This window comes from Geminicoccus harenae (assembly GCF_019800005.1).
Classification (GTDB): domain Bacteria; phylum Pseudomonadota; class Alphaproteobacteria; order Geminicoccales; family Geminicoccaceae; genus Geminicoccus; species Geminicoccus harenae.
The window spans coordinates 1-21,247 of record NZ_JABGCL010000041.1 but is presented as its reverse complement, the minus strand read 5'-3'; the positions used below and the strand labels follow the sequence as shown (position 1 = coordinate 21,247).

Sequence of the window (21,247 nt, the reverse complement as noted above, 5' to 3'; positions counted from 1 at the left end):
ATCACGAAGACACATCGGTGAAACGGCTAAGATACTCCACAGACGCCGAATGGCCTGGTCAGGCACAGCAACATCCCTGCAGGCCAGGACGTCCCTGCCCCGACTATGCGTAGACTGCATCTGGAAGCGCTGGCTTCCATCCACTGACGCTCGGGGTCAAGCCATCTCCATCTGTCGCATCATTTGCATGGAGCTTCGTCATGTCCCGCAACAACTCGAGGTCCGCCCGCGTCTCCGGCATCGCCCTGGCGGGCTTGGCCCTTCTGGCCACCACCCTGGCCACGCCTGCCGCGCACGCCGACAGCGCCACCCAGTTCAAGATGGTCCGATCGCAGAACCTGCCGAAGAAGTGCGCGCCCCATGCGGTGGCGCATGTCTCGATCAAGTCGCTGGGCTTTGCGGAGCAGATGACGATCACCGCCGCCGGCTTGCCGCCACGCACCACGTTCGACGCCTTCGTCATCCAGGTCCCGAACTTCCCGTTCGGGGTGTCCTGGTATGTCGGCGACCTGGAGACCAACTGGAAGGGCGTGGCCAAGAAGACCTTCGTCAGCCGGTTCAGCCGCGAAACCTTCGCCGTGGCCCCCAATGTCGCGCCGGCACCGAAGGTCGACAAGGCCGACGCGGACAAGAACCCGGCGTTCAAGCCCATCCATACCCTGCATCTGGGCATCTGGTTCGACTCGCCCAAGGATGCGCAGAAGGCCGGCTGCCCGAACATCGTCACGCCGTTCAACGGCGAGCATGACGCCGGGCCGCAGATCCTGAGCACCCGCACCTTCCCGGACGGCAAGGGCCCGCTCGGCCGCATCGACTAGGGACCAACCGGTCAGTCCGTCTCGAGTGGCCCGGGGGCGTCGCCGCGCTCCCGGGCCCGCGGCACTTCCGGCTCCAGCACCTCGATCGGCGCATTCACCCCGCGCAACCGGAAGGCGCCGATCCGGCGCAGCGGCCGCGTGCAGTGGACGGCGAAAGCACCCGAGAGAAGCAGCTCGCGCCCGAGCCGGCCGCACAGCTTTTCCAGCCGGCTGGCCTCGTTGACGGCCGGCCCCATCGCCGTGAAGTCGAGCCGGCGCGCAGCACCGACATTGCCGTACACCACCTCGCCATGGTGGAGCACCACGCCCAGCCCGAGCTGCGGCAGCCCCGCCTGGCACCGTGCGTGGTTCAGGGTGGCGGTGGCGGCCAGCATGGCTTCGGCCGCTGCCAGGGCCCGCGCGCATGCGGCGGCTTCCGCCCCGTCGTCATCGGCCGTGAACACGGCGAGCAGGCCGTCGCCGGTGAACTTCAGGATCTCCCCGCCCGCGGCGTCGATCGGTGTCCCCATCGCCTCCAGATGCTCGTTCAGCCAGCCCACCACCTTCATCGGGTCCGCCTGCGCGGACAGGGCGGTGAAGCCGCGCAGGTCGGCCAGGAGGATGGCGGCGGTAATCCGCCGGCCGGTGCCGCGCATGATCTCGCCGGCCAGCACCCGGCCGGCGGTGCGGGGGCCCAGATAGACCGACAGCACATCGGCAAGCGTGCCTTCCAGGGCGAACCGGTGGCAGGCCAAGCCCAGCGCCGGCAGCATCCGGTCCATCCGCCGGATCTCGGCCAGGGTGAACCCGCCCGGCCGGTCGCTGGCGATGCTGAGCGCGATGCCCGGCAGGGCTACCTGGCCGGCAAAGCCCACGATCCGCATCAGATAATCGGTGCCGCCGGTGGCACGCAGCTCCGCCAGGAGTGGGAAGCGCGCGCAGCCTTCCCCGGCCTCGATTCGCCAGCGGGCAGCCGGCAGGCCGTTGTCCAATACATGGGCGATCGGGCTGCGCTCGTAGGCCGGCCGGTCGGCCAGCCCGAAGCGCACCGGCTCGCCCAGGCCCTTGTCCCGATGCCAGTAGAGCGAGCTCGCGGTCACGATCGGGTCGATCGCGCGCATGCTGAGGCTGGTCCGCCAGACCGGCAGGCCGATCTGGAGCAGACGCTCGCACAGCGCGCTGAACAGCGCTGCCAGCGACCCGCTCTCGGCGGCCTGCCGGATGATCAGGTCGACCAGCCCGTCATCCGGGCCATGCTCTGCCGGCTCCAATGTCTGCCACCCCTGCCGCCGCACCCTTGCGAGCGGCCCATGCTAATCCGGGATGGTCGGGCCGTCGCCCGGATGAAGCGAGGGCCCCCTCAATGGTCGGGGATGTTCTCGCGGAACACCGCCTGCATCCGCACCATGTAGCTCCTAAAGGCGAGGTCGCCCGCGGCCGCGGCCAGCAGGCGCTGGACCGCCTCACGCGCCTCGACCCGTGGGTTCTGGTCGATCGCCGCGTCCATCGCGCCCGACAGGAGGAACCGCCTGGTGTGCAGGGTGACCTCGTGGCCGATGAACAGCACCGAGCGTGCCCGCCCCGCTTCCTCGAGCGCCCGCGCGATCCCGCGGTTGCCGGCCCCGATATTGTAGATGCCGGCTAGATCGGGCGTTCGGGCCAGCAGGTCCCGCGCCTCCTCGTAGGTCCGCTCGAAATCATCCCGGCTTTCCGTGCGCGCCACGATCTCGATGCCTGGGAACTCCTCGGCCAGGACGTGGCGAAAGCCCATCTCCCGCTCCTCATGGCCGCGATAGGCGAGCGAGCCGGCGAACAGGGCCACCCGGCCCGGCCGGCTGCCATGGAGCCGCGCCAGCAGGTAGCCGGCCAGCCGCCCGGCCGCCCGGTTGTCGATCCCGACATAGCCTGCCCGTGGCACATGGCTGATGTCCGACACCAGCGTCACCACCGGCACCCCTGCCGTACCCAGGGACCGCACCGCCTCGCGCACCACCGGGTGGTCCAGGCCGATCAGGCCCACGCCCTGGCTGCTGTCGGCCAGTTCCTCCAGCCTGGCGGCCAGTGCCTCGGGATCGAAGCCGTCGATCCGGTGCAGCCGCGCCCGCACCCCGGCCCGGCCCGCGGCATCGGCCTCGATCAGCGTGGCGAGGTTGGCGATGAAGGTGTTGGGGCCGCCGGGCAGGACGAAGTCGAGCTGGACGCTGCCGACATCGGGCGTGACAGCCGTGGTGCCGCCATCGCCGAGATAGCCCAGCCGCTCGGCCGCCCCCATGACCCGCACCCGGGTGCGTTCGCGCACGCCTGCGCGGCCATTGAGCACCCGATCGACGGTGGCGGTGGAAACCCCGGCCTCGCGGGCCACGTCGGCGAGGGTCGCACTGGCGACCCGCAGGCTGCTGGACATGGAGGCTGCTCAGCCGCCCTGGACGACGATGAAAACGACCATTCCGGAACTCTCCCGCCACGCATGGACCCGCGTTGATGGAAGACATCAAAACACATCATTCGGCGCTACGCTAGCCATGGTGACAGGTGTACCCACAGCGTAGCGGAGCCTCATCCCACCTCATTCGATGCGTCATGATCGTGTTTGCGTCATTCTGATTGACATTGGCTGCCGGCTTCATCATTTCGCTCGATGTGAAGGGTGCGTATGAGACGCTCGGCTCCGGGTCGCGTTTTGCGGCGGCCCGCACAGGGAGGCAGGGATGAACGGGAGCATGGGGTTCGCGCCGGACGTCACCGTGCGCAGCCGCGGGTTCACGATCGGCGCGGTCGGCGCCGGGATGATCATGGCCGAGTGCCATCTGGCGGCCTATCGCGAGGCCGGCTTCCGGGTGGGTGCGATCGCGTCACGCACGCTCGGCAACGCGCAGAAGGTGGCGGAGCGCTGGGACATCCCCAAGGTCCACGCGACCCCGGAGGAACTGATCGCCGACCCGGCTGTCGAGATCCTCGACCTGGCCTTCCCGCCCGACCAGCAGCCCAGGCTGATCCGCCTGGCCCTGCAACAGCCGCAAATCAAGGGCATCCTGGCGCAGAAGCCGCTGGCCCTGTCGCTCGACGAGGCCCGGGCCCTGCGCGACGAGGCGGCCGCAGCCGGCAAGGTCCTCTCGGTCAACCAGAACATGCGCTACGACCAGTCGATGCGCGTCCTCAAGCAGATCCTGGACCGGGGCGAGCTCGGCCAGCCGGTGATCGCGACCATCGAGATGCGGGCGATCCCGCACTGGCAGACCTTCCTCGCAGGCTATGATCGGCTGACCCTGTCCAACATGAGCGTGCACCATCTGGACGTGCTGCGCTTCCTGTTCGGCGACCCGAGCGAGATCTACACGGCCGCCCGCCAGGATCCGCGCACCGGGTTCCCGCACCAGGACGGCATCACGATCTCGACCCTGAAGTTCCCCTCCGGCGTGATCGCGCTGTCGATGGAGGACGTCTGGTCCGGGCCGCGCGAGGAAGGGTTCGACAGCGACATCTACATCAAGTGGCGGGTCGAAGGCACGGACGGCGTGGCCCAGGGCACGATCGGCTGGCCGCACGGCCAGCCCTCCACGCTGCGCTACGCGTCCAAAACCGCCACCGGCGGCAAGTGGGTCGAGCCCAGCTGGGAAACCCACTGGTTCCCCCATGCCTTCATCGGCGTGATGGAGCAGTTGCAGCACGCGATCGAGACCGGCAGCGCCCCTGCCCTCTCGGTCGCCGACAACGTGAAGACCATGGCGCTGGTCGAGGCCGGCTACCGCTCCATCGACGAGCACCGCGCCGTGCGGCTGGACGAGATCGAAATCTGAACTTCAGGGAGGATTAACACCATGATGCAGACCGGCATTTTCACCGGCTACTTTCCTTACGAGCTGGAGGAGACCGCGAAGAAGATCCGGGCACTGGACTTCAACACGGTCCAGCTCGATCTGCACTTCAAGGACATGGACCTGTCCGCCGGCCAGATCACCAAAGAGAAGTGCGTCCGGATCCGCGAGACCTTCCGCGACCATCACCTGCCGATCTCCTGCATCTCCGGCTACACCAACATCATCCATCCGGATCCGGGCGAGCGCGAGCGTCGGGTAGGCTATCTCAAGGAGATCATCCGCCACGCGCAGTATCTGGGCACGCCCTACGTCATCTCGGAGACGGGCACCTACAATACCGAGAGCGACTGGGTGCACGACCCGAAGAACAAGACCGAAGAAGGCTTCGAGACCTGCGCGAAGGTGATCAAGGACCTGGCCCAGCACGCCTATGACCACGGTGCGGTGTTCCTGCTCGAGACCTACGTCAACAACGTGGTGGGCTCGGTCGAGGAGACGGTGCGGATGTTCGCCACGGTCGACCATCCGGGCCTGGGCCTGCTGATGGACCCGACCAACTATTTCGAAACGCACAATATCGACGATATGGACAGGATCCTGAACCAGGTGTTCGACACGCTGTCGGACAAGATCAGGATCGGCCATGCCAAGGACGTGAAGCGCTCGGGCGACGACAAGTCGGAAAAGCATGCCGATATCGGTGACGAGGACGCCCTGGAGTCACACACCTTCCGCGGCGTGGGCGAGATCGAGCTGCCGGCCCCCGGCCTGGGCTCGCTCAACTACGACCTCTACCTCAAGCGCCTCGCCCAGAAGCACCCGAACATCCCGATGATCATCGAGCATCTGAGCGAGGACGACGTGCCGCGCGCCAAGAAGTTCCTGGACGGCAAGCTTCGGGCGTTGGGGCTCTAGGTTTCTTCCCGCCGGGTCAAGCCCGGCCATGACAAGGTAGCCGGATAGCAGGATAGCGAGGGACAGCATGGTAGCGTTGTACGGGCGGACGATGTCGCGGCGGGATGTGGCCGCCCATGCCGGCTCGCTCGGCCAGTTCGCCGGGGTGCGGCTGATGACGCTGGGCGACGGGGTGGAGCGCGGCATCCGCATGCTGGAGTTCCGCACCGGCACCGGGCTGCGCTTCACCGTGCTGGTCGACCGGGCACTCGACATCGCCGACTGCGAGCTCAACGGCAAGGCGATCGGCTGGCACTCGCCGGCGGGCTTCCGCCACCCGGGCCTCCATGAGTACGAGGGCGAAGGCGGGCTCGCCTGGCTGCGCTCCTTTTCCGGCCTGCTGGTGACCTGCGGCCTGGACCACATCCTGTTCATGGACGAGGAGCCGGCTGGCCACTTCGTCTACGGCCCGCGCAAGACAGTGAGCCATTCCATCCATGGCCGGGTGTCCACTATCCCGGCCAGGCTCACCGGCTATGGCGAGCGCTGGGACGACGACGAGTGCTGGCTGTGGTGCGAGGGGATCGTTCAGCAGGCGGCGGTGTTCGGCGAGGACCTCCATCTGGTCCGCCGCATCGAGGTCAAGGTCGGCACCAACGAGATCCACCTGCACGACCGGGTGGTCAACCACGGCTTCTACCGGACCCCGCATATGTACTGCTACCACATCAATGTGGGGCATCCGGTGCTGGCGGAAGGGTCGCGCTACCTGGCGCCGATCACCGACGTGGTGTGGGCGGGCCATGCCGGTGAGGCCTATCGCAAGCAGGGCGTGGGCTACCGGACCATGCCCGCTCCGCAGGCGAACTTCCACGAGCAGGTCTGGCAGCACGAGCTGGCGGCCACCGGTGCCGGGCAGAGCTCGGTGGCGCTGGTCAACGACGCGCTGGGCCTGGGCTTCGAGGTCGAAGTCCGCAAGGACCAGTTCCCCTGCATGTTCGAGTGGCAGAACCTGCAGGCCGGCCAGTATGCGCTGGGCCTGGAGCCGTCGACCAACCATGTGCTGGGCCATGTCTATGCGCGCGAGCATGGCGAGCTGATCTGGCTGGAGCATGGCGACGAGCGCGCCTACGACTCCACCTTCCGGATCCTGGACGGCCAGGACGCGATCGCGGCGGCCGAGCGGCGGATCACCGACCTCGCCAAGCAGCCGGACGAGGACTATCCGGAACCGTCCAACCAGCACCGCCCGCTGCGGGGCCGGCCGTGACCGGCCAGCTCACGGTGGCCGGCCGCACCGTCCTTTACACCGGTGCTGCCGGCGGCCTCGGCATCGAGACCAGCCTGGCCTTCCTGGAGGCCGGTGCCCGGGTGGTGGCGGTCGACAACGACCCCGCCAAGGTGGCGCGGCTGGAAGCGGCCGCCGCCGAGGCCGGGCATGGCCGGCTCCTGGTCCGGCGCTACGACCTGTCCGACCTCCAGGGCCTGCGGGACGGGCTGGGTGCCACCGCGGCCGAGGTCGGCGGGTTCGACATCGTCATCAACAACGCGGCGATCTACCCCGCCAAGCCGTTCGAGGACTTCACGATCGAGGAGTTCCAGGCGGTCCAGCGGGTCAATGTCGATGCCGGGATCGTCTGCGTGCAGGTGGCGCTGCGGCACATGCGCGAGCAGGGTTTCGGCCGGATCATCAACATCGCGAGCGTGACCCTGTCCGGCGGCTGGCCGAACTTGGCACCCTATGTCCAGTCCAAGGCGGCCCTGGTGGGGCTGGCCCGCGCCTGGGCGCGCGAGTTCGGGCCCTATGGCATCACCGCCAACGCCATTGCCCCCGGCGCCTTTCCGACCGATGCCGAGAAGATCCATCCGGACCCGGAGGGCTACAACCGCTTCGTCCTGGAGCGCCAGGCGATCAAGCGGCGCGGCCATCCACGCGACATCGCCAATGCGCTCCTGTTCCTGGCCTCCGAGGAGGCCGGGTTCATCACCGGCCAGACCCTGAACGTCGATGGCGGCTGGTGGATGGACTAGCCGCCCCGATCCTTCCCTCGGCCCTTCCCCGCCCCCTTCTCCCTGCAAGGCCAGCTGATCCCATGGGCATCCTTTCCGGCTACCGCGTCCTCGACTGCTCCATCGCCATGGCCGGGCCGTTCGCCGCCCAGCGCCTGGGCGATCTCGGCGCCGACGTCATCAAGGTCGAGCCGGTCACCGGCGAGTGGCAGCGCCATGTCGCGGCCGGCGGGGCGCGCGGCAACCGCGTGAACGTCTCGTTCCTCTCGCTCAACCGCAACAAGCGCTCGCTGGCGGTGGACCTGAAGTCGCCGGACGGCAAGGCCCTGCTCCTGGACCTGGTCAAGCAGTCCGACGTGTTCCTGCAGAACTACCGGCCGGGCGTGGCGAAGCGGCTGGGCGTGGACTATGCGAGCCTGGCGGCGATCAACCCGCGCCTCGTCTATGTCTCGATCTCGGGCTATGGCGAGGACGGCCCCTATCTGAACCGGCCGGGCCAGGATCTGGTGCTGCAGGGCATGTCGGGCGCGATGCTGTCCGCCGGTCGCGAGGGCGAGCCGCCCACGCCGGCCGGCCAGTACCTGGTGGATGCGATCACCGCCTACAACGCCTTCGAGGGCGCCTTGGCCGCCTTGCTCCATCGCGAGCGCACCGGCGAGGGCCAGCTCGTCCAGGTCAACATGCTGGATTCGATCACCACGATCCAGATGCAGGAACTGTCCGTGTTCACGGTGGCCGGCAAGCCGCAGCAGCGCTCGGCCGAGCCGCACGCCCATGTCTATATCCGGGCACCCTACGGTGCCTTCGCGACCTCGGACGGCTTCATCATCGTGGCCTTCCCCAAGCTGCGCACGCTGGGCGAGGTGATCGGCGAGCCGTCTTTCCTCGAGATGGACGACGAGACCGACACCTGGACCCGGCGCGACGAGATCTTCGCCAAGACCCGCGAACGGCTGAAGACGAAGACCTCGGCCGAGTGGCTGGCAGCGCTGCGTCAGGCCGACATCTGGTGTGGCCCGGTCTATGGCTATGCCGACCTGGTCGAGGACGAGCAGATCCGGCACAACGGCACCTTCGTCGAATACGACCACCCGACTGAAGGGCACGTGAAGACGCCGGGCTTCGCGATCCGCTTCTCCAAGACCCCGTCCGTCGTCGAGCGCGGGGCACCCGTGACCGGCCAGCATACCCGTGACGTGCTGAAGGAGATGGGCCTGGACGAAGCCAGGATCGACGAGTTCCTGGCCAAGGGTATCGTCGGCGAGGAGCAGGTCTGACCATGAGCGAGGACGTCCGCTTCGAGATCGACGGCCACCTGGCCGTCATCACCCTGAACCGCCCGAACAAGCTGAACGCGGTCACCCCGGCCATGGCGGATGCGATCGTGGCGGCGGTCGAGGAATGCAACCGGAGCGACACGATCCGCTGCGTGATCGTGACCGGTTCCGGCAAGGCGTTCTGCGCCGGCTCGGACATCGCGGAACTCGACAGCTACGAGACCCCCTGGCAGTTCCGCAACCGGCCGGACTATTGCGACGCGATCCGCCACCTCCTGAAGCCCTCGATCGCCGCGGTGAACGGCTATGCGTTCGGCGGCGGGCTGGAGACTGCCCTTTCCTGCGACATCCGGATCGCCGCCGAGACCGCGCAGTTCGCCGCACCCGAGATCAAGCTCGGCTGGATCGGCGGCGGCGGCGTGGCCGCCTTCCTCGCCCATTCGATCGGCCCGTCCAATGCCGCCATGATGATCATGACCGGCGACCCGATCCCGGCCGGCCAGGCCCATGCCTGGGGCCTGATCAGCGAGATCACCGCGCCAGACCGGCTGCTCGACCGGGCCAAGGAGATCGGCACCACGATCGCCAGCCGGGCGCCGATCGCGGCGGAGACCGCCAAGCTCAACCTGCGCGCCGCCTTCACCATGCCGCTGGAGAAGGCCATCGAGTACGAGCGCGACCTTCAGACCATCTGCTTTGCCACGGCGGACGCCGCCGAGGGCCGTGCGGCGTTCAAGGAGAAGCGGCAGCCGGTGTTCCGCCGGAAGTGACGGAGGCGTGGCCGGGGGAGCAGCGACCTGTCCCCGGTCACACGCTCCCGTACAGATGACGGTCGCGGAACCCGCCGGGCCGGCATCGGCTAGGAGGGCAGGCTGCCGCTGCTGACGCGTCGGCCTGTCCGGCCAACCGCAACGGGACCTGGCGATGCCGACGGCGACTTCCGTGCTGCTCTTCCTGATCGCTCTGTTCCTCGGGATCGGCGGCGGCTGGCTGATCGCGCTGGGTGGCAGCTGGTATTATCTGATCGCCGGGATCGCGTTTGCTGCCGCCGCCATCCTGGTGTTCCGCCGCCGTCAGGGCGCGCGGCTGGTCTATGCCGGCATCATCCTGGGCACGCTCGGCTGGGCCTTGTGGGAGGTCGGGCTGGACTGGTGGCCGCTCGGCACGCGCGGCGGCGTCGTGGTCCTGCTCGGCCTCTGGCTGCTCACCCCCTGGGCAGTCGGTCAGCGCTCGGGCTGGGACCTCGGCCGCAGCGCCCTGGCACTGGCCGTCCTGGTCTCGGTCGGCGTTGCCGGCGCCTCGCTGCTGCACGATCCCCATGACATGCCGGGCCGGCTCCCGAGCGATCCGGTGACGCCGGCGGCCGCGGAGAGCCCGGTCCCGCCGGGCGAGTGGCACCACTACGGGCGCACCCTGCATGGCCAGCGCTACTCGCCGCTCGACCAGATCGATACTGCCAATGTCGGCCAGCTGGAGGTCGCCTGGACCTACCGCACGGGCGACATGATGCGGCCTACCGACGTGACCGAGACGACCTACCAGGTGACGCCGCTGAAGGTGGGCGACCTCCTCTATCTCTGCACGCCCCACAACCTGGCCATCGCCCTCGACGCCGCGACCGGCGAGGAGCGGTGGCGGTTCGACCCGCAGATCCCGGAGGAGCAGGACCGGCAGCACCAGACCTGCCGCGGCGTGTCCTACCATGCCGATCCGGCGCTGGCCGGGCAGGCCTGCGCCACACGGGTGTTCCTGCCGACCGCCGACGCAAGGCTGATCGCGCTGGACGCGATGACCGGCGAGGTCTGCCCGGGCTTCGGCGAGAACGGGACGGTGAACCTCTGGGCCAACATGCCCCACCAGAAGAGCGGCTTCTACTACTCGACCTCGCCGCCGGTGGTGGCCGCCGGGCTGATCGTCGTGGGCGGTGCGGTCAACGACAACTATGCGGTCGAGGCGCCGTCCGGCGTGATCCGTGCCTACGACGTCGACAGCGGCGCCCTGATCTGGAACTGGGACTCCGGCAATCCGGACCGGACCAAGCCACTCGGGCCCGGCGAGACCTATACGGAGAACTCGCCGAACAGCTGGTCGGTGTTCAGCGCCGACGAGGAGCTGGGGATGGTCTATGTCCCGCTCGGCAACCGCACGCCGGACCAGCTCGGCAAGGGCCGCAGCGAGGCAGTGGAGCGCTTCTCCTCGTCGATCACCGCGCTGGACCTCCGGACCGGCCAGGTGCGCTGGGTGCGCCAGACCGTGCATCACGATCTGTGGGACATGGACGTGCCGGCACAGCCGTCGCTCCTGGACATCGCCACATCGGACGGGATCGTGCCGGCCCTGGTGGGTCCCACCAAGCAGGGCGACATCTACGTGCTGGACCGGCGCAGCGGCGAGCCGATCCTGCCGGTCCGCGAGGTGCCGGCACCCGGCGGCGCCATCGAAGGGGAATTCACCGCCCCCACCCAGCCGGTCTCGGCGCTGAGCTTCATGCCCGATCCGCTGGAGGAAGCCGACATGTGGGGGGTGAGCCTGTTCGACCAGCTCGCCTGCCGCCTCCGGTTCCGCTCGCTGCGCTACGAGGGCCGCTACACCCCGCCGTCCCTGGAGGGCACGATCGTCTATCCCGGCAATTTCGGCACCTTCAACTGGGGTTCCGTCGCGGTCGATCCGGTGCGGCAGGTGATGTTCGGCATGCCGACCTACCTGGCCTTCACTTCCACACTGATCCCGAGCGACCAGATCGGCCCGGACGAGAAGGTCAATACCGGCGAGGCGGGGCTCAACCTCAACGAGGGGGGCGAGTATGGCGTGATCATGCAGCCCTTCCTGTCGCCGCTGGGCCTGCCCTGCCAGGCGCCCCCCTGGGGCTATGTGGCGGGTGCGGACCTGCGCACCGGCGAGATCGCCTGGCACCACAAGAACGGGACGATCCAGGACATGGCCCCGGTGCCGATCCCGCTGGAGCTGGGCGTGCCCGGCATCGGCGGCCCGATCATCACCGCCGGCGGCGTCGCCTTCCTGGCGGCTGCGGTCGACAACTATCTGCGCGCCTATGACCTGACCACCGGCGAGCAGCTCTGGCAGGCGCGGCTGCCGGCGGGCGGCCAGGCGACGCCGATGACCTACACGGTGGGCGACCGCCAGTTCGTGGTCCAGGTGGCGGGCGGCCATGGCTCGATCGGCACGGATATCGGCGACCATGTGATCGCCTACGCGCTGCCGGGAACCTGAAGCCGGGTGCGGCCAGCCGACACGAACGGGTTGTCGAAAGAAGCCTAAGTGCTTGAGCCTCCTGGGCTGCTCGGGTTCGTTCGTGCAGATTCGCCTTCTTTGCAAACCCGGCAGGGCCACGACCGGTCGGCGACGGAACAAGCGCCGATCATCGCATGGAACCCCTTGCCGGGGAAATGGTTCATGCCGCCCGGAACATCCGGTTCAGGTCGGCCAGCACCGACCCGGCTCCCTCGCCCCGACGCTGCCGAGGGCCGTGCGGCGTTCAGGGAGAAGCACCAGCCGGTGTTACGGCGGAAGTGCGCGGCTCGGCCGGGCCGGCATCGCATCCGCCGATAGATTCTGCTGCCTTGGCGAATCCCCGCTTCTCGGGCTCGTTCGTGCAGATTCACACGAGCGAAAGCCGGATCGTCCGCCGAGGCGGCGACGGGCCAACCAGCCTGCCATCATCGCATAAAGGGTGGGCTGGAGGAAATGGTCGCCGCACCTGACCCCGAGGCGCCAACGCCATGCGGTTCGGCTGGAGCAGATGTGGATCGGCATCCGGCACGTCGTCTGCCATCACTGCGGCATCGTCGGGTCGCGCTGAGCGAGCCGCTTCGGTGCCGGGCACGGAAGGGCCAAGCCGGCCGCAACCGCACTATCCGGATTCGCTGACCTGGATCAGGTTCGCCGAGAAGGCCGTGGTGCCGAACAGCGTGGCAGTGCCATTGAAGCCGTTGCCGAGGTCGATCTGGAGCTGCAGCGAGGCTGCCGTCCGGCCCTCGTAGGTGGCGTTCACGATCGACGCCCGGTCATCGAGGTCGCTGATGATGCCGTCGCCGTTGCTGTCGAAATCCTCGGTGCCGCGGGTGACGAAGATGATCATCCCCTCCGGGCTGTCGACGATCAGCACGTCCCCGAGGCGCATGCCCTCTGGATCGGACGCGCCGTTGATCGAGAAGCTGCAGACGTCGGTACCGGGCCCGCCGACCAGGATGTCGTCGCTGCCGATGCTGTCGAGCGCGAAGAAGCCGTCATCGCCGGCCCCGCCGAACAGGATGTCGTTGCCAGCCCTGCCGTTGAGGCCGTCATTGCCGTCGCCACCGCGGATGACGTCGTTGCCGCCCCCACCGCTCAGGATGTCATTGCCGGCGTCGCCGAAGATGATCGAGCCCTCGTTGTTCCCGACGGACACGACGTCGTGCCCGGCGCCACCACGGATCTCGCCAGACCCGGTGATGCGGTCGTTGCCGTCGCCGCCGTAGATCCGGTTCTGGCCGGAAGCGCCGTCGATCCGGTCATGCCCCGCGTTGCCGAAGAGAATGTCGTCGCCGAGGCCGCCCTGGATGGTGTCATTACCCAGGCCGCCATGGATGCGGTCGGCGCCTTCGTTGCCGATCAGGATGTCGTCGCCTCCGCCGCCGGAAATGTAGTCGTCGCCGGCGCCGCCCTTGCTGGTATCGTTGCCGAGCCCGCCATACAGGAAGTCGCGGCCGGCACCGCCGAATATCCGGTCGTCCCCTCCGGCGCCATTGATGAAGTCCGCCTCCTCGCTGCCGATGAGCATATCCGGCAGAGGCGTCCCTACGATTCGCATGCTTCCCACCCTGTTGCCGCAGGTGCCCACAGAACCTGCTGTGGGATGGATGGTGCGAAACTAAGGTTACGTAAAGTTCATGATCCACCGTCCCTCGCCCTGTCGGCGGTCGCGACCGCTTCAGCTCGCACGGGCGCCCGGTTTCTCACGTTACTGTATGGGACGACCAACCGGCTGCCGGGGTTTCGGCAGGCCGGTGGCCAGGGCAGGTCAGCAGGCTGAGCCGTTCTCCGTCGACCGGAAGCTGGCCTGGAACATCCGGTTCAGGTCGGCCAGCACCGTGTCGGCTCCCTCGCCCTGCTGCAGCCCCTGGCTGAGGCGCTCGGACGCTTCCGCCTGGAAGGGCATGTAGCCGTCGTGGCGCGGGCGCAGATAGGAGGCTTCCAGGGTGGCGCGGGTGTTCCGGTAGAAGTTGCCCACCGGGCGGTTCACCTCCGGGTCCTCCCAGGCCAGGGCATGGCCGGGCTGGCCACCGGCGGCGGCGTAAGGGCCGCGCTGGATTTCGGCGCTGGCGATCCAGTAGGCGAAGTCGATCGCCGCCTCGGGGTGCTGCGTGCGGGCCGAGACGGCGATGCCGGTGCCGCCCAGCGTGGCGCCGACCGGGCCGGACGTGCCGGCTGCCGGGATGTCGGCGAAGGCCAGCCGGTTCGGGCGGAAGCCGTCCAGCGCATAGCTGACATAGCCGTAGGTGTAGGGGATGCAGGCGACGGGCGAGCCGGCCTCGGCCATGCGCTCGGAAGCGGCGATCGGGTCCATGGCGAAGCAGGCGGGATCGACCAGGGAGGCGAGTTCCTGCATCAGCCGGTAGACCTCCGTGCCCGTGGCGGGGTCGATCAGGTCGCCGGGCTCGGTGGCACAAGGGCGGCCGAGATTGGCGGCCAGCGTGTCGAAGGTCATCAGCGCGTGGGGCGCGCGCAGCGGGATCAGCACCTTGCCGGCGCGCGCCAGCGCCATCACCTCGTCGAGCCTGGCCGGTGCTGCGGGCAAGAGGTCCGGGCGCCAGGCCTGGACCTGGGTGGCGGCGTCGATCGGGAAGGCCCACTGGCGGCCCTGCCAGTCATAGCTGCGATAGGAGGGGCCGACGCTCGCTTTTGCCAGGGCCTCGCGCTCCGCCTCCCGACCCGGCACGTCGAGCGGGAGGAGGCAGCCCTCGGCGGTGACCTGGCCGACATGGGGATGGTCGATCACGATCAGGTCGTAGGCCCGGGCCAGCTCGTCCACCGGGAAGGACTCGAAGTCCTGGAGCGAGCGCTTGTCCCAGGTGATCTCGACCCCGGTCTTCTCCCGCCAGAGCCTGGCGCAGGCGACCATCGGGTCGTAGCCGCGCGGATGGCTCCAGGTCATGCCCTTCAGCGTCACGCTCACAGCCCGAACTCCCTGCGAATGGCCTGGCTCTGCTCGCCGATCTGCGGTGCTGCACGCGATACGGGCGGCCTCGCCCCGTCGACCCGGATCGGCGAGCGGGTGGTGGTGATCCGGACCCCGTCGTCGCGCTCGACCAGTTGCAGCATGTCGAGTGCCTGGAAGCCTTCGCTGTCCAGGAGCTCCGGCCATTGCAGGACCCTGGCGCACCAGATGTCGGCCGGCTGGAGGATGCCCAGCCAATGGTCGGTCGTGTCGGTCGCGAGCTGCTGGGCGATGATCGCCTTGATCTCGTCACGCGCGGTGAACCAGGTGGACGGGTCGTGGCGGTAGGGCTCGAGCCCGGCGATGCCGAGCAGGTCGGCGAGCTTCGGGATCGGCGTCATGGCGATGGCGAGGAAGCCGTCCTTCGTCGGGTAGACGCCATAGGGGGCGGACAGATAGGCATGGGCGCTGCGGAACGAGGAGCGGCGCGGCAGGCGGCGGCCATCGTTCAGATGGGTGGTCAGCACCTCGAACTGGAAGTCGACCAGGGCTTCCAGGAGGCTGGTCTCGACATGGCTGCCCTGCCCCTTGATGCCGCGCCGGACCAGGGCCGCGAGGATCCCCTGTGCTGCCGCCGCACCGGCCAGCATGTCGGCGATCGCCAGGCCGAACGGCACGGGCCCCTGGTCCTCGTCGCCGTTCAGCCACATCACGCCGGAGCGCGCCTGGGCCAGCAGGTCCTGGCCCGGAAGCTTCACCCAGGGGCCTTCCTCGCCATAGCCGGTGATCGAGGCATAGACGAGGCGCGGGTTGATCGCCCTGGCCGATTCATAGTCCAGGCCTAGGCGGGCGATCACGCCCGGCCGGAAGTTCTGGATCACCACGTCCGCCACCTGGAACAGTCGGCGCAATGCGGCCAGGTCGTCCGGGTTCTTCAAATCGAGCGCCAGGCTCTCCTTGTTGCGGTTGATCGCGTGGAAGATGGTGGAATCGCCGCCGATCTCGGTGTCGCTCAAGTAGAGCCGGCGGCACAGGTCGCCGCCATCCGGCCGCTCGATCTTGATGACCCGTGCGCCCAGGTCCATCAGCCGGAGCGAGCAGTAGGGCCCGGACAGGAACTGGCTGAGGTCCAGCACGAGCAGGCCGGCCAGCGGCAGGTCGCTCTCGGCCGGAATCGGATCCTCGGTCATGGGGACGGCATCCCTGGCGCACCGGCCCGGCGGGGTCGCAGGGCGACGTGGTTCTTCTGCGAAAATCATTTTCATATATGAGCGACTGACGCAAGATCGGGGCGAGGCCGAAGCGTCGGAGGAGAAGAACCAAGATGGCGAGCGCGACCTACCTGTTCGTGGGCTCCCTGAACCGCCCGGCGCCCTATTTCGAGGGCGCCAACGGGGCCGGCATCTCGCTCTACCGGTTCGACGACGCGAGCGGTGCGGCGGAGCTGCTCTGCACCGCGGACGACATCGACAACCCGACCTTCCTCACGGTCGATCCGGCACGATCCACGCTCTATGCGAGCAGCGAGGTGTTCAACCGCAAGGAAGGCACGATCTCGGCCTACCGCTACGAGCTCGATAGCCCGCGCCTGCAATATCTCAACATGCAGCCGGCACTCGGCAGCATCACCGCCTACAACAGCTTGGCCGCCGGCGGCCGGCTGCTCCTGGTCGCCAACTATGCGATGGGCGAAGGCGGGCCGGACCAGTCAGTGGCGATCCTGCCGATCCGGGAGGACGGCAGCCTCGGCCCCGCCACGGCCAGCGTCGCCCATGCCGGCAGCGGGCCGAACCGGGAGCGGCAGGAGCGCTCGCATGCCCATTGCGCGATCGAGCTGCCCGGGCATGGCAACATCCTGGTGGCCGATCTCGGCCTGGACCAGGTCGTCACCTACCGGCTGGACGCGGACGGCCAGCTCCAGAAGGTCGGCACTTGTGCGACCGCACCCGGGGCCGGGCCGCGCCATCTGGCGGTGCACCCCAGCCTGCCCTTCGTGTTCGTCATCAACGAGCTGGGCTCGACCGTTTCCAGCCTGGCGCTGGGGCCGGATGGCCAGCTCAGCGAGATCGCGACGGTCTCGACCCTGCCGGCCGGCACGGGCGTGCACAACGACAGTTCCGACCTGCAGGTCTCGCCGGACGGGCGCTTCCTCTACGGGCTGAACCGCGGCCATGACAGCGTGGCGATCATCGAGGTGGGCGAGGATGGCGGGCTCACCGCGGCGGGCCACGTGCCCTGCGGCGGCCGCACGCCACGCAACTGCGCGCTGACGCCATCCGGCAACCACCTGCTGGTCGCGAACCAGAACAGCGACGTCATCACCGTGTTCCGGCGCGATGCGGCGGACGGCAGCCTCGCCGATCTCGGCCGGCCGATCGCGACCGGCACGCCCATGTGCATCCGGGCGATCACTGCCTGATCCCCATTCTTCCGGACGGAGCCGGCCGCCATGATCGTCGAGCAGTATTTCGAGGACTACGAGATCGGCTTTGCGCGCCGGAGCTTCGGCCGCACCGTCACCGAGTCCGATATCGTCCTCCATGCCGGGCAGACCGGCGACCACTTTCCGCACCACATGGACGCGGAGTGGTGCGCCACCCAGGAGTTCGGCCAGCGCATCGCCCATGGCACGCTGGTGTTCAGTCTGGGTGTGGGGCTCACCGCCAGCACGATCAACCCGCGCGCCATGTCCTATGGCTATGACCGGCTGCGCTTCATCCGCCCGGTCTTCATCGGCGACACCATCACCGCCACAGCCAGGATCACTGAGAAGCGCGACCATCCGCGGCGCACGAGCCACGGCATCGTGGTGGAGGCGCTGGAGGTCACCAACCAGCAGGGCCAGCCGGTGCTGGTCTGCGAGCATCTCTATTTGGTCGAGCGCAAGGCAGCGGCATGAGGGCCCGCCCGGCCGAAGCGGGGACGATGGCTGCCGAGGAACGGCGCGCGAAATACTCGGTGCCGGCGGTCGAGAAGGCGCTGGACGTGCTGGAATATCTGGCGGAGCTGGCGGTGCCGGCCACCCAGGCGCAGCTCGCTCGGGCGCTGGGCCGCCAGCCGGGCGAGATCTTCCGCCTGCTGACCTGCCTGGAGCTGCGGGGCTATCTGCGCCGCGATCCGGCATCCGGCGCCTATGCGCTGACGCTGAAGCTGTTCGAGCTGTCGCGCACCCATTCGCCCTACCAGCGCCTGGTGGAGGCGGCTAGGCCCTGGATGCGCCGGCTGGCCGAGACGGTGCGCGAGACCTGTCACTTGAGCGTGCTGCACCAGGACCAGGTGCTGGTGCTGGCCCAGGAGGAAAGCCCCCGGCCGCTGCGCCTCTCGGTCGAGGTGGGCTCGCGCCACTCGCCGCTGCGCACCGCGTCCGGGCGGATCATGCTGGCCCATCTGCCCGAGCGCGAGCGCACCGCCCTGCTGGACCGGCTGCCGGAATGGCGGGAACAGGACGCAGCGGCGCGAGACGGCTTCATCGACCGGCTGGCGGCGCTGCGGGAACGCGGCCACGAGCGGGCCGAGGGCGAGCGATTTGCCGGCATCCTGGATCTGGGCGTGCCGGTGGGCGGGCCCATGGCCTCGATCAAGGCGGCGCTGATCATCGCCACGCTGCGCCAGGGCGACGGGCCGGACCTCGACGCCATGCTGCCGACACTGCAAGCAACGGCCCGGGCGATCGCCACCGAGGCCGGCCTCAGGGGGAGCCCATCATGACCGGGACGCTCAGGATCGCGGTCCGCAAGTTCGACGCCTTCGAGAACGCGATCGTCCGGCAGTTCGAAGACTTCGCTACCGGCACGGGCACGGATGTCCGGCTGGAGATCGAGGCGCTCGAGCTGAACCCGATGCACCAGGCCCTGTTCGTGGACGGCCGGCTGCTGGACGGCAGCTTCGACCTGACCTTCCTGGCGACCGACTGGCTGGCCGAGGCGCAGGGTGCCGGGCTGATCACCGACCTGTCGCCCTTCCTCCGACAGGCACCCCCGCCGGACTTCCCGGACGGCTGGAGCCCGTCGCTCCTGGGGCTGCAGCGCTTTGCCGGGGGCTTCTGGGGGATGCCCTATCATGACGGGCCGCAATGCCTGATCTACCGCAAGGACCTGCTCGAGGCGGCGGGGCTGGCCGTGCCGAGGACGTGGGAGGAGCTCCACGCAGCGGCCAGGCGGCTGCACGACCCGGCGGCCGGCCACCACGGCACGGTGCTGGCCCTGTTCCCGGACGGGCATAACGGCTTCTACGATTTCTGCGTCCATGTCTGGACCCGTGGCGGCGAGCCGTTCGATGGGGAGGCGCGGCCGGACCTGGTCACGGCGGAGGCGGAGGTGGCGCTGGACTTCATCCGGATGCTGGCCGCCGACCGGGGCGCGACCCCGCCGGACTGTGCGAAGCTGGACAGTGTCCAGTCCGGCCTGCGGTTCTGCGCCGGGGAGGTGGCGCTGATGACCAACTGGTTCGGCTTCGCCGCACTCGGCGAGACCTGGGCGAAGAGCCGGGTGAAGGGCCTGGTCGACATCGCACCCCTGCCCTGCTCGGGCAGCGGGCACAGCCTGTCGCTCAACGTGTTCTGGGTGCTCGCGATCGCGGCGGGCTCGCGGCAGAAGGAGCTGGCCTGGAGTTTCCTGCGCCATCTGGCGAGCCCGGGCATGGACCGGCTCACCACGCTGGAGGGTGCGATCGGCGTGCGCCGCTCGACCTGGGCCGATCCCGAGGTCAACCGGATCGTGCCCTACTACCACAAGCTCGACGAGCTCCACGCCCAGGCCCGCGAGCTGCCGCGCCACCCCCGCCTGTCGGCCATCGCCGCGGCGGTCGACGCCATGCTGGGCCAGGCCACCACCACCGCCACGCCCAGCCGCGACCTGCTGGCGAGCGCCCAGCAGCTGATCCTGGACATCCTCCGATGACGCTCGACCTCCGCCAGGAGCACCCCCGCCCAGGCAATCCCCGCCCGATCGTGATCATCGGCTGCGGCGGGATCGTCGCCGCGGCGCACCTGCCGGCCTACCGCAAGGCCGGCTTCACCGTGGCAGGGCTCTACGACCTGGACCGCGCCCGCGCGGAGGCACTGGCGGCGGAATGGGACATCGCCACGGTCCACGGCTCGCTGGACGAGGCGCTGGCCACGCCCGGCGTGGTGTTCGACGTGGCCGCCCCGCCGGTGGCCCATCCCGAGCTGATCGAGGCGATGCCGCAACGTGCGGTCCTGCTCCTGCAAAAGCCCATGGGGCTGGACCTCCAGGCCGCGACCCGCATCCGCGCCGCCTGCCGTGCGAGGAACCTCACCGCCGCTATCAACTTCCAGCTCCGCTTCACCGCGATGATGCAGGCCCTGGCCGACGCCCTGGCGCAGGGTCGGCTGGGCCGGCTGATCGATGTCGAGTGCCACCTGAACCTGGTGACGCCCTGGCAGCTGTTCCCGCATCTCCTGCCCAACCCCAGGGTCGAGATCCTGTCGCACTCGATCCATTATCTCGACCTGATCCGGGCGCTTTTGGGCAATCCGCAGGCCGTCCTGGCCCGCACGATGGGCCACCCCGACACGAAGCTGGCCCAGACCCGGACCAGCGCCATCCTGGACTATGGCGACGACCGCCGCGTCACCCTGTCGATCAACCACCACCACGATTTCGGCCGGCGCTTCCAGGACGCGAGCTTCCGCTTCGAGGGCGACCGCGGGGCGGCCATGGCCAAGCTCGGCGTGCTGCTGGACTATCCCGCGGGCGAGCCGGACGAGCTCTGGCTGGCACCCAAGGGCGGCCCCTGGGCGCAGGTGAAGCTGGCATCCGGCTGGTTCCCCGACGCCTTCATCGGCCCCATGGCCAACCTGCAGCGCTTCGCCGCCGGCGAGGACCCGGTGCTGCACACCTCGGTGGAGGATGCCTGGCACACCATGGCGCTGGTGGAGGCCTGCTACCGGGCGGCAGAGAGCCCGGGCACGCCGGTGCCGCGCGACTGAAGCCCGGGCATGCAAGGCATTTGCCGCGCCGGCACCGATCCGCTAAGTGCAAGCGCGACAGCCAGCCGGGCCGGGGACGCCTAGCTCAACGGTAGAGCAAGCGACTTTTAATCGCTAGGTTCAGGGTTCGAATCCCTGGGCGTCCACCAGTTGCCGCTCCCATTCGACGCCGTACAGGATAGCTGCCATGACCTTGCCCCCTGATTGCCCCCGTTCATAACCAGAGCCCGTTCTGGTCGTGGTCCTGTCTGGACCGGGTTGCGACCTCGTTCGGGGTGAGGCCGCCGAGGCTCGTGTGGGGCCGGTGGCCGTTGTAGTCGTCCCGCCAAGCATCGATGATCCGT

The 21,247-nt window shown here is 68.9% G+C and carries 19 protein-coding genes and 1 tRNA gene; 14 read left to right on the top strand and 6 right to left on the bottom strand.

Features of this window, described 5'->3' with window-relative positions; genetic code table 11:
- Positions 1-200: 200 nt before the first annotated feature.
- Entirely contained in the window at positions 201-818 is a 618-nt protein-coding gene (locus HLA95_RS23800) for a hypothetical protein (RefSeq protein WP_222184760.1), read from the top strand.
- Between the two features lie 11 nt (positions 819-829).
- Here HLA95_RS23800 and HLA95_RS23795 read toward each other — a convergent pair whose 3' ends face one another.
- Positions 830-2,068, bottom strand: coding sequence for an adenylate/guanylate cyclase domain-containing protein (locus HLA95_RS23795; RefSeq protein ID WP_191058177.1), 1,239 nt, complete (start codon positions 2,066-2,068; stop codon positions 830-832).
- 89 nt (positions 2,069-2,157) lie between these two features.
- Positions 2,158-3,201 carry a LacI family DNA-binding transcriptional regulator gene (locus tag HLA95_RS23790; RefSeq protein WP_191058178.1) on the bottom strand — a complete coding sequence of 348 codons (1,044 nt, stop codon included), beginning with the start codon at positions 3,199-3,201 and terminating at the stop codon, positions 2,158-2,160.
- Positions 3,202-3,505: 304 nt separating this feature from the next.
- On the opposite strand from HLA95_RS23790, the gene HLA95_RS23785 reads away from it, so the two are divergent.
- From HLA95_RS23785 to HLA95_RS23755, 7 genes are all read left to right on the top strand, one after another.
- A complete protein-coding gene (locus HLA95_RS23785) occupies positions 3,506-4,594 on the top strand; it encodes a Gfo/Idh/MocA family protein (RefSeq protein ID WP_191058179.1) in 1,089 nt (362 codons plus the stop codon).
- Between the two features lie 21 nt (positions 4,595-4,615).
- A complete protein-coding gene (locus tag HLA95_RS23780; RefSeq protein WP_191058180.1) occupies positions 4,616-5,530 on the top strand; it encodes a sugar phosphate isomerase/epimerase family protein in 915 nt (304 codons plus the stop codon).
- Between the two features lie 67 nt (positions 5,531-5,597).
- Entirely contained in the window at positions 5,598-6,779 is a 1,182-nt protein-coding gene (locus HLA95_RS23775; protein WP_191058181.1) for an aldose 1-epimerase family protein, read from the top strand.
- Positions 6,776-7,540, top strand: a complete 765-nt coding sequence (locus tag HLA95_RS23770) for an SDR family NAD(P)-dependent oxidoreductase (protein WP_222184758.1) — start codon at positions 6,776-6,778, stop codon at positions 7,538-7,540. The genes HLA95_RS23775 and HLA95_RS23770 overlap by 4 nt, the downstream gene beginning before the upstream one ends.
- Positions 7,541-7,602: 62 nt before the next feature.
- Positions 7,603-8,796 carry a CaiB/BaiF CoA transferase family protein gene (locus HLA95_RS23765; protein WP_191058182.1) on the top strand — a complete coding sequence of 398 codons (1,194 nt, stop codon included), beginning with the start codon at positions 7,603-7,605 and terminating at the stop codon, positions 8,794-8,796.
- A gap of 2 nt (positions 8,797-8,798) precedes the next feature.
- Positions 8,799-9,566: an enoyl-CoA hydratase/isomerase family protein gene (locus HLA95_RS23760; RefSeq protein WP_191058183.1), complete on the top strand. Its 768-nt coding sequence runs from the start codon at positions 8,799-8,801 to the stop codon at positions 9,564-9,566.
- Positions 9,567-9,720: 154 nt separating this feature from the next.
- Positions 9,721-12,027, top strand: coding sequence for a glucose/quinate/shikimate family membrane-bound PQQ-dependent dehydrogenase (locus HLA95_RS23755; RefSeq protein ID WP_191058184.1), 2,307 nt, complete (start codon positions 9,721-9,723; stop codon positions 12,025-12,027).
- Positions 12,028-12,667: 640 nt separating this feature from the next.
- Here HLA95_RS23755 and HLA95_RS23750 read toward each other — a convergent pair.
- The 3 genes from HLA95_RS23750 to HLA95_RS23740 form a co-directional block, all read right to left on the bottom strand.
- Positions 12,668-13,606, bottom strand: coding sequence for a calcium-binding protein (locus tag HLA95_RS23750; RefSeq protein ID WP_223861388.1), 939 nt, complete (start codon positions 13,604-13,606; stop codon positions 12,668-12,670).
- A 210-nt stretch (positions 13,607-13,816) separates the two neighbouring features.
- Positions 13,817-14,971, bottom strand: coding sequence for an extracellular solute-binding protein (locus HLA95_RS23745; protein ID WP_222184755.1), 1,155 nt, complete (start codon positions 14,969-14,971; stop codon positions 13,817-13,819).
- Complete coding sequence (locus tag HLA95_RS23740) at positions 14,968-16,128, bottom strand: CaiB/BaiF CoA transferase family protein (protein ID WP_191060930.1); 1,161 nt, start codon at positions 16,126-16,128, stop codon at positions 14,968-14,970. Before HLA95_RS23740 ends, HLA95_RS23745 begins: the two co-directional genes overlap by 4 nt.
- A 149-nt stretch (positions 16,129-16,277) precedes the next feature.
- Here HLA95_RS23740 and HLA95_RS23735 point away from each other — a divergent pair, with 149 nt between their 5' ends.
- The 6 genes from HLA95_RS23735 to HLA95_RS23710 all read left to right on the top strand — a co-directional run bounded on the left by HLA95_RS23735 (position 16,278) and on the right by HLA95_RS23710 (position 21,052).
- Positions 16,278-17,372, top strand: a complete 1,095-nt coding sequence (locus HLA95_RS23735; RefSeq protein ID WP_191060928.1) for a lactonase family protein — start codon at positions 16,278-16,280, stop codon at positions 17,370-17,372.
- A gap of 30 nt (positions 17,373-17,402) precedes the next feature.
- Positions 17,403-17,852 (top strand): MaoC family dehydratase, encoded by a 450-nt coding sequence (locus HLA95_RS23730; RefSeq protein WP_191060927.1) that lies wholly within the window; start codon positions 17,403-17,405, stop codon positions 17,850-17,852.
- Positions 17,849-18,661 (top strand): IclR family transcriptional regulator, encoded by an 813-nt coding sequence (locus tag HLA95_RS23725; protein ID WP_222184751.1) that lies wholly within the window; start codon positions 17,849-17,851, stop codon positions 18,659-18,661. Before HLA95_RS23730 ends, HLA95_RS23725 begins: the two co-directional genes overlap by 4 nt.
- Positions 18,658-19,851: an extracellular solute-binding protein gene (locus HLA95_RS23720; RefSeq protein ID WP_222184749.1), complete on the top strand. Its 1,194-nt coding sequence runs from the start codon at positions 18,658-18,660 to the stop codon at positions 19,849-19,851. Before HLA95_RS23725 ends, HLA95_RS23720 begins: the two co-directional genes overlap by 4 nt.
- Positions 19,848-20,903 (top strand): Gfo/Idh/MocA family protein, encoded by a 1,056-nt coding sequence (locus HLA95_RS23715; protein ID WP_191062387.1) that lies wholly within the window; start codon positions 19,848-19,850, stop codon positions 20,901-20,903. Before HLA95_RS23720 ends, HLA95_RS23715 begins: the two co-directional genes overlap by 4 nt.
- A gap of 74 nt (positions 20,904-20,977) precedes the next feature.
- A tRNA-Lys gene (locus HLA95_RS23710) sits at positions 20,978-21,052 on the top strand.
- Positions 21,053-21,117: 65 nt separating this feature from the next.
- Here HLA95_RS23710 and HLA95_RS23705 read toward each other — a convergent pair.
- Positions 21,118-21,247: integrase core domain-containing protein (locus HLA95_RS23705; protein ID WP_222182689.1), on the bottom strand; the 130-nt coding region annotated here is incomplete at its 5' end.

What these genes read in the sequence shown, in the direction of transcription:
- HLA95_RS23800 (WP_222184760.1), top strand. Translation starts at nt 201, where the DNA reads ATGTCCCGCAACAACTCGAGGTCCGCCCGCGTCTCCGGCATCGCCCTG.
- HLA95_RS23790 (WP_191058178.1), bottom strand. Translation starts at nt 3,201, where the DNA reads ATGTCCAGCAGCCTGCGGGTCGCCAGTGCGACCCTCGCCGACGTGGCC.
- HLA95_RS23785 (WP_191058179.1), top strand. Translation starts at nt 3,506, where the DNA reads ATGAACGGGAGCATGGGGTTCGCGCCGGACGTCACCGTGCGCAGCCGC.
- HLA95_RS23780 (WP_191058180.1), top strand. Translation starts at nt 4,616, where the DNA reads ATGATGCAGACCGGCATTTTCACCGGCTACTTTCCTTACGAGCTGGAG.
- HLA95_RS23775 (WP_191058181.1), top strand. Translation starts at nt 5,598, where the DNA reads ATGGTAGCGTTGTACGGGCGGACGATGTCGCGGCGGGATGTGGCCGCC.
- HLA95_RS23765 (WP_191058182.1), top strand. Translation starts at nt 7,603, where the DNA reads ATGGGCATCCTTTCCGGCTACCGCGTCCTCGACTGCTCCATCGCCATG.
- HLA95_RS23760 (WP_191058183.1), top strand. Translation starts at nt 8,799, where the DNA reads ATGAGCGAGGACGTCCGCTTCGAGATCGACGGCCACCTGGCCGTCATC.
- HLA95_RS23755 (WP_191058184.1), top strand. Translation starts at nt 9,721, where the DNA reads ATGCCGACGGCGACTTCCGTGCTGCTCTTCCTGATCGCTCTGTTCCTC.
- HLA95_RS23750 (WP_223861388.1), bottom strand. Translation starts at nt 13,606, where the DNA reads ATGCGAATCGTAGGGACGCCTCTGCCGGATATGCTCATCGGCAGCGAG.
- HLA95_RS23735 (WP_191060928.1), top strand. Translation starts at nt 16,278, where the DNA reads ATGGCGAGCGCGACCTACCTGTTCGTGGGCTCCCTGAACCGCCCGGCG.
- HLA95_RS23730 (WP_191060927.1), top strand. Translation starts at nt 17,403, where the DNA reads ATGATCGTCGAGCAGTATTTCGAGGACTACGAGATCGGCTTTGCGCGC.
- HLA95_RS23725 (WP_222184751.1), top strand. Translation starts at nt 17,849, where the DNA reads ATGAGGGCCCGCCCGGCCGAAGCGGGGACGATGGCTGCCGAGGAACGG.
- HLA95_RS23720 (WP_222184749.1), top strand. Translation starts at nt 18,658, where the DNA reads ATGACCGGGACGCTCAGGATCGCGGTCCGCAAGTTCGACGCCTTCGAG.
- HLA95_RS23715 (WP_191062387.1), top strand. Translation starts at nt 19,848, where the DNA reads ATGACGCTCGACCTCCGCCAGGAGCACCCCCGCCCAGGCAATCCCCGC.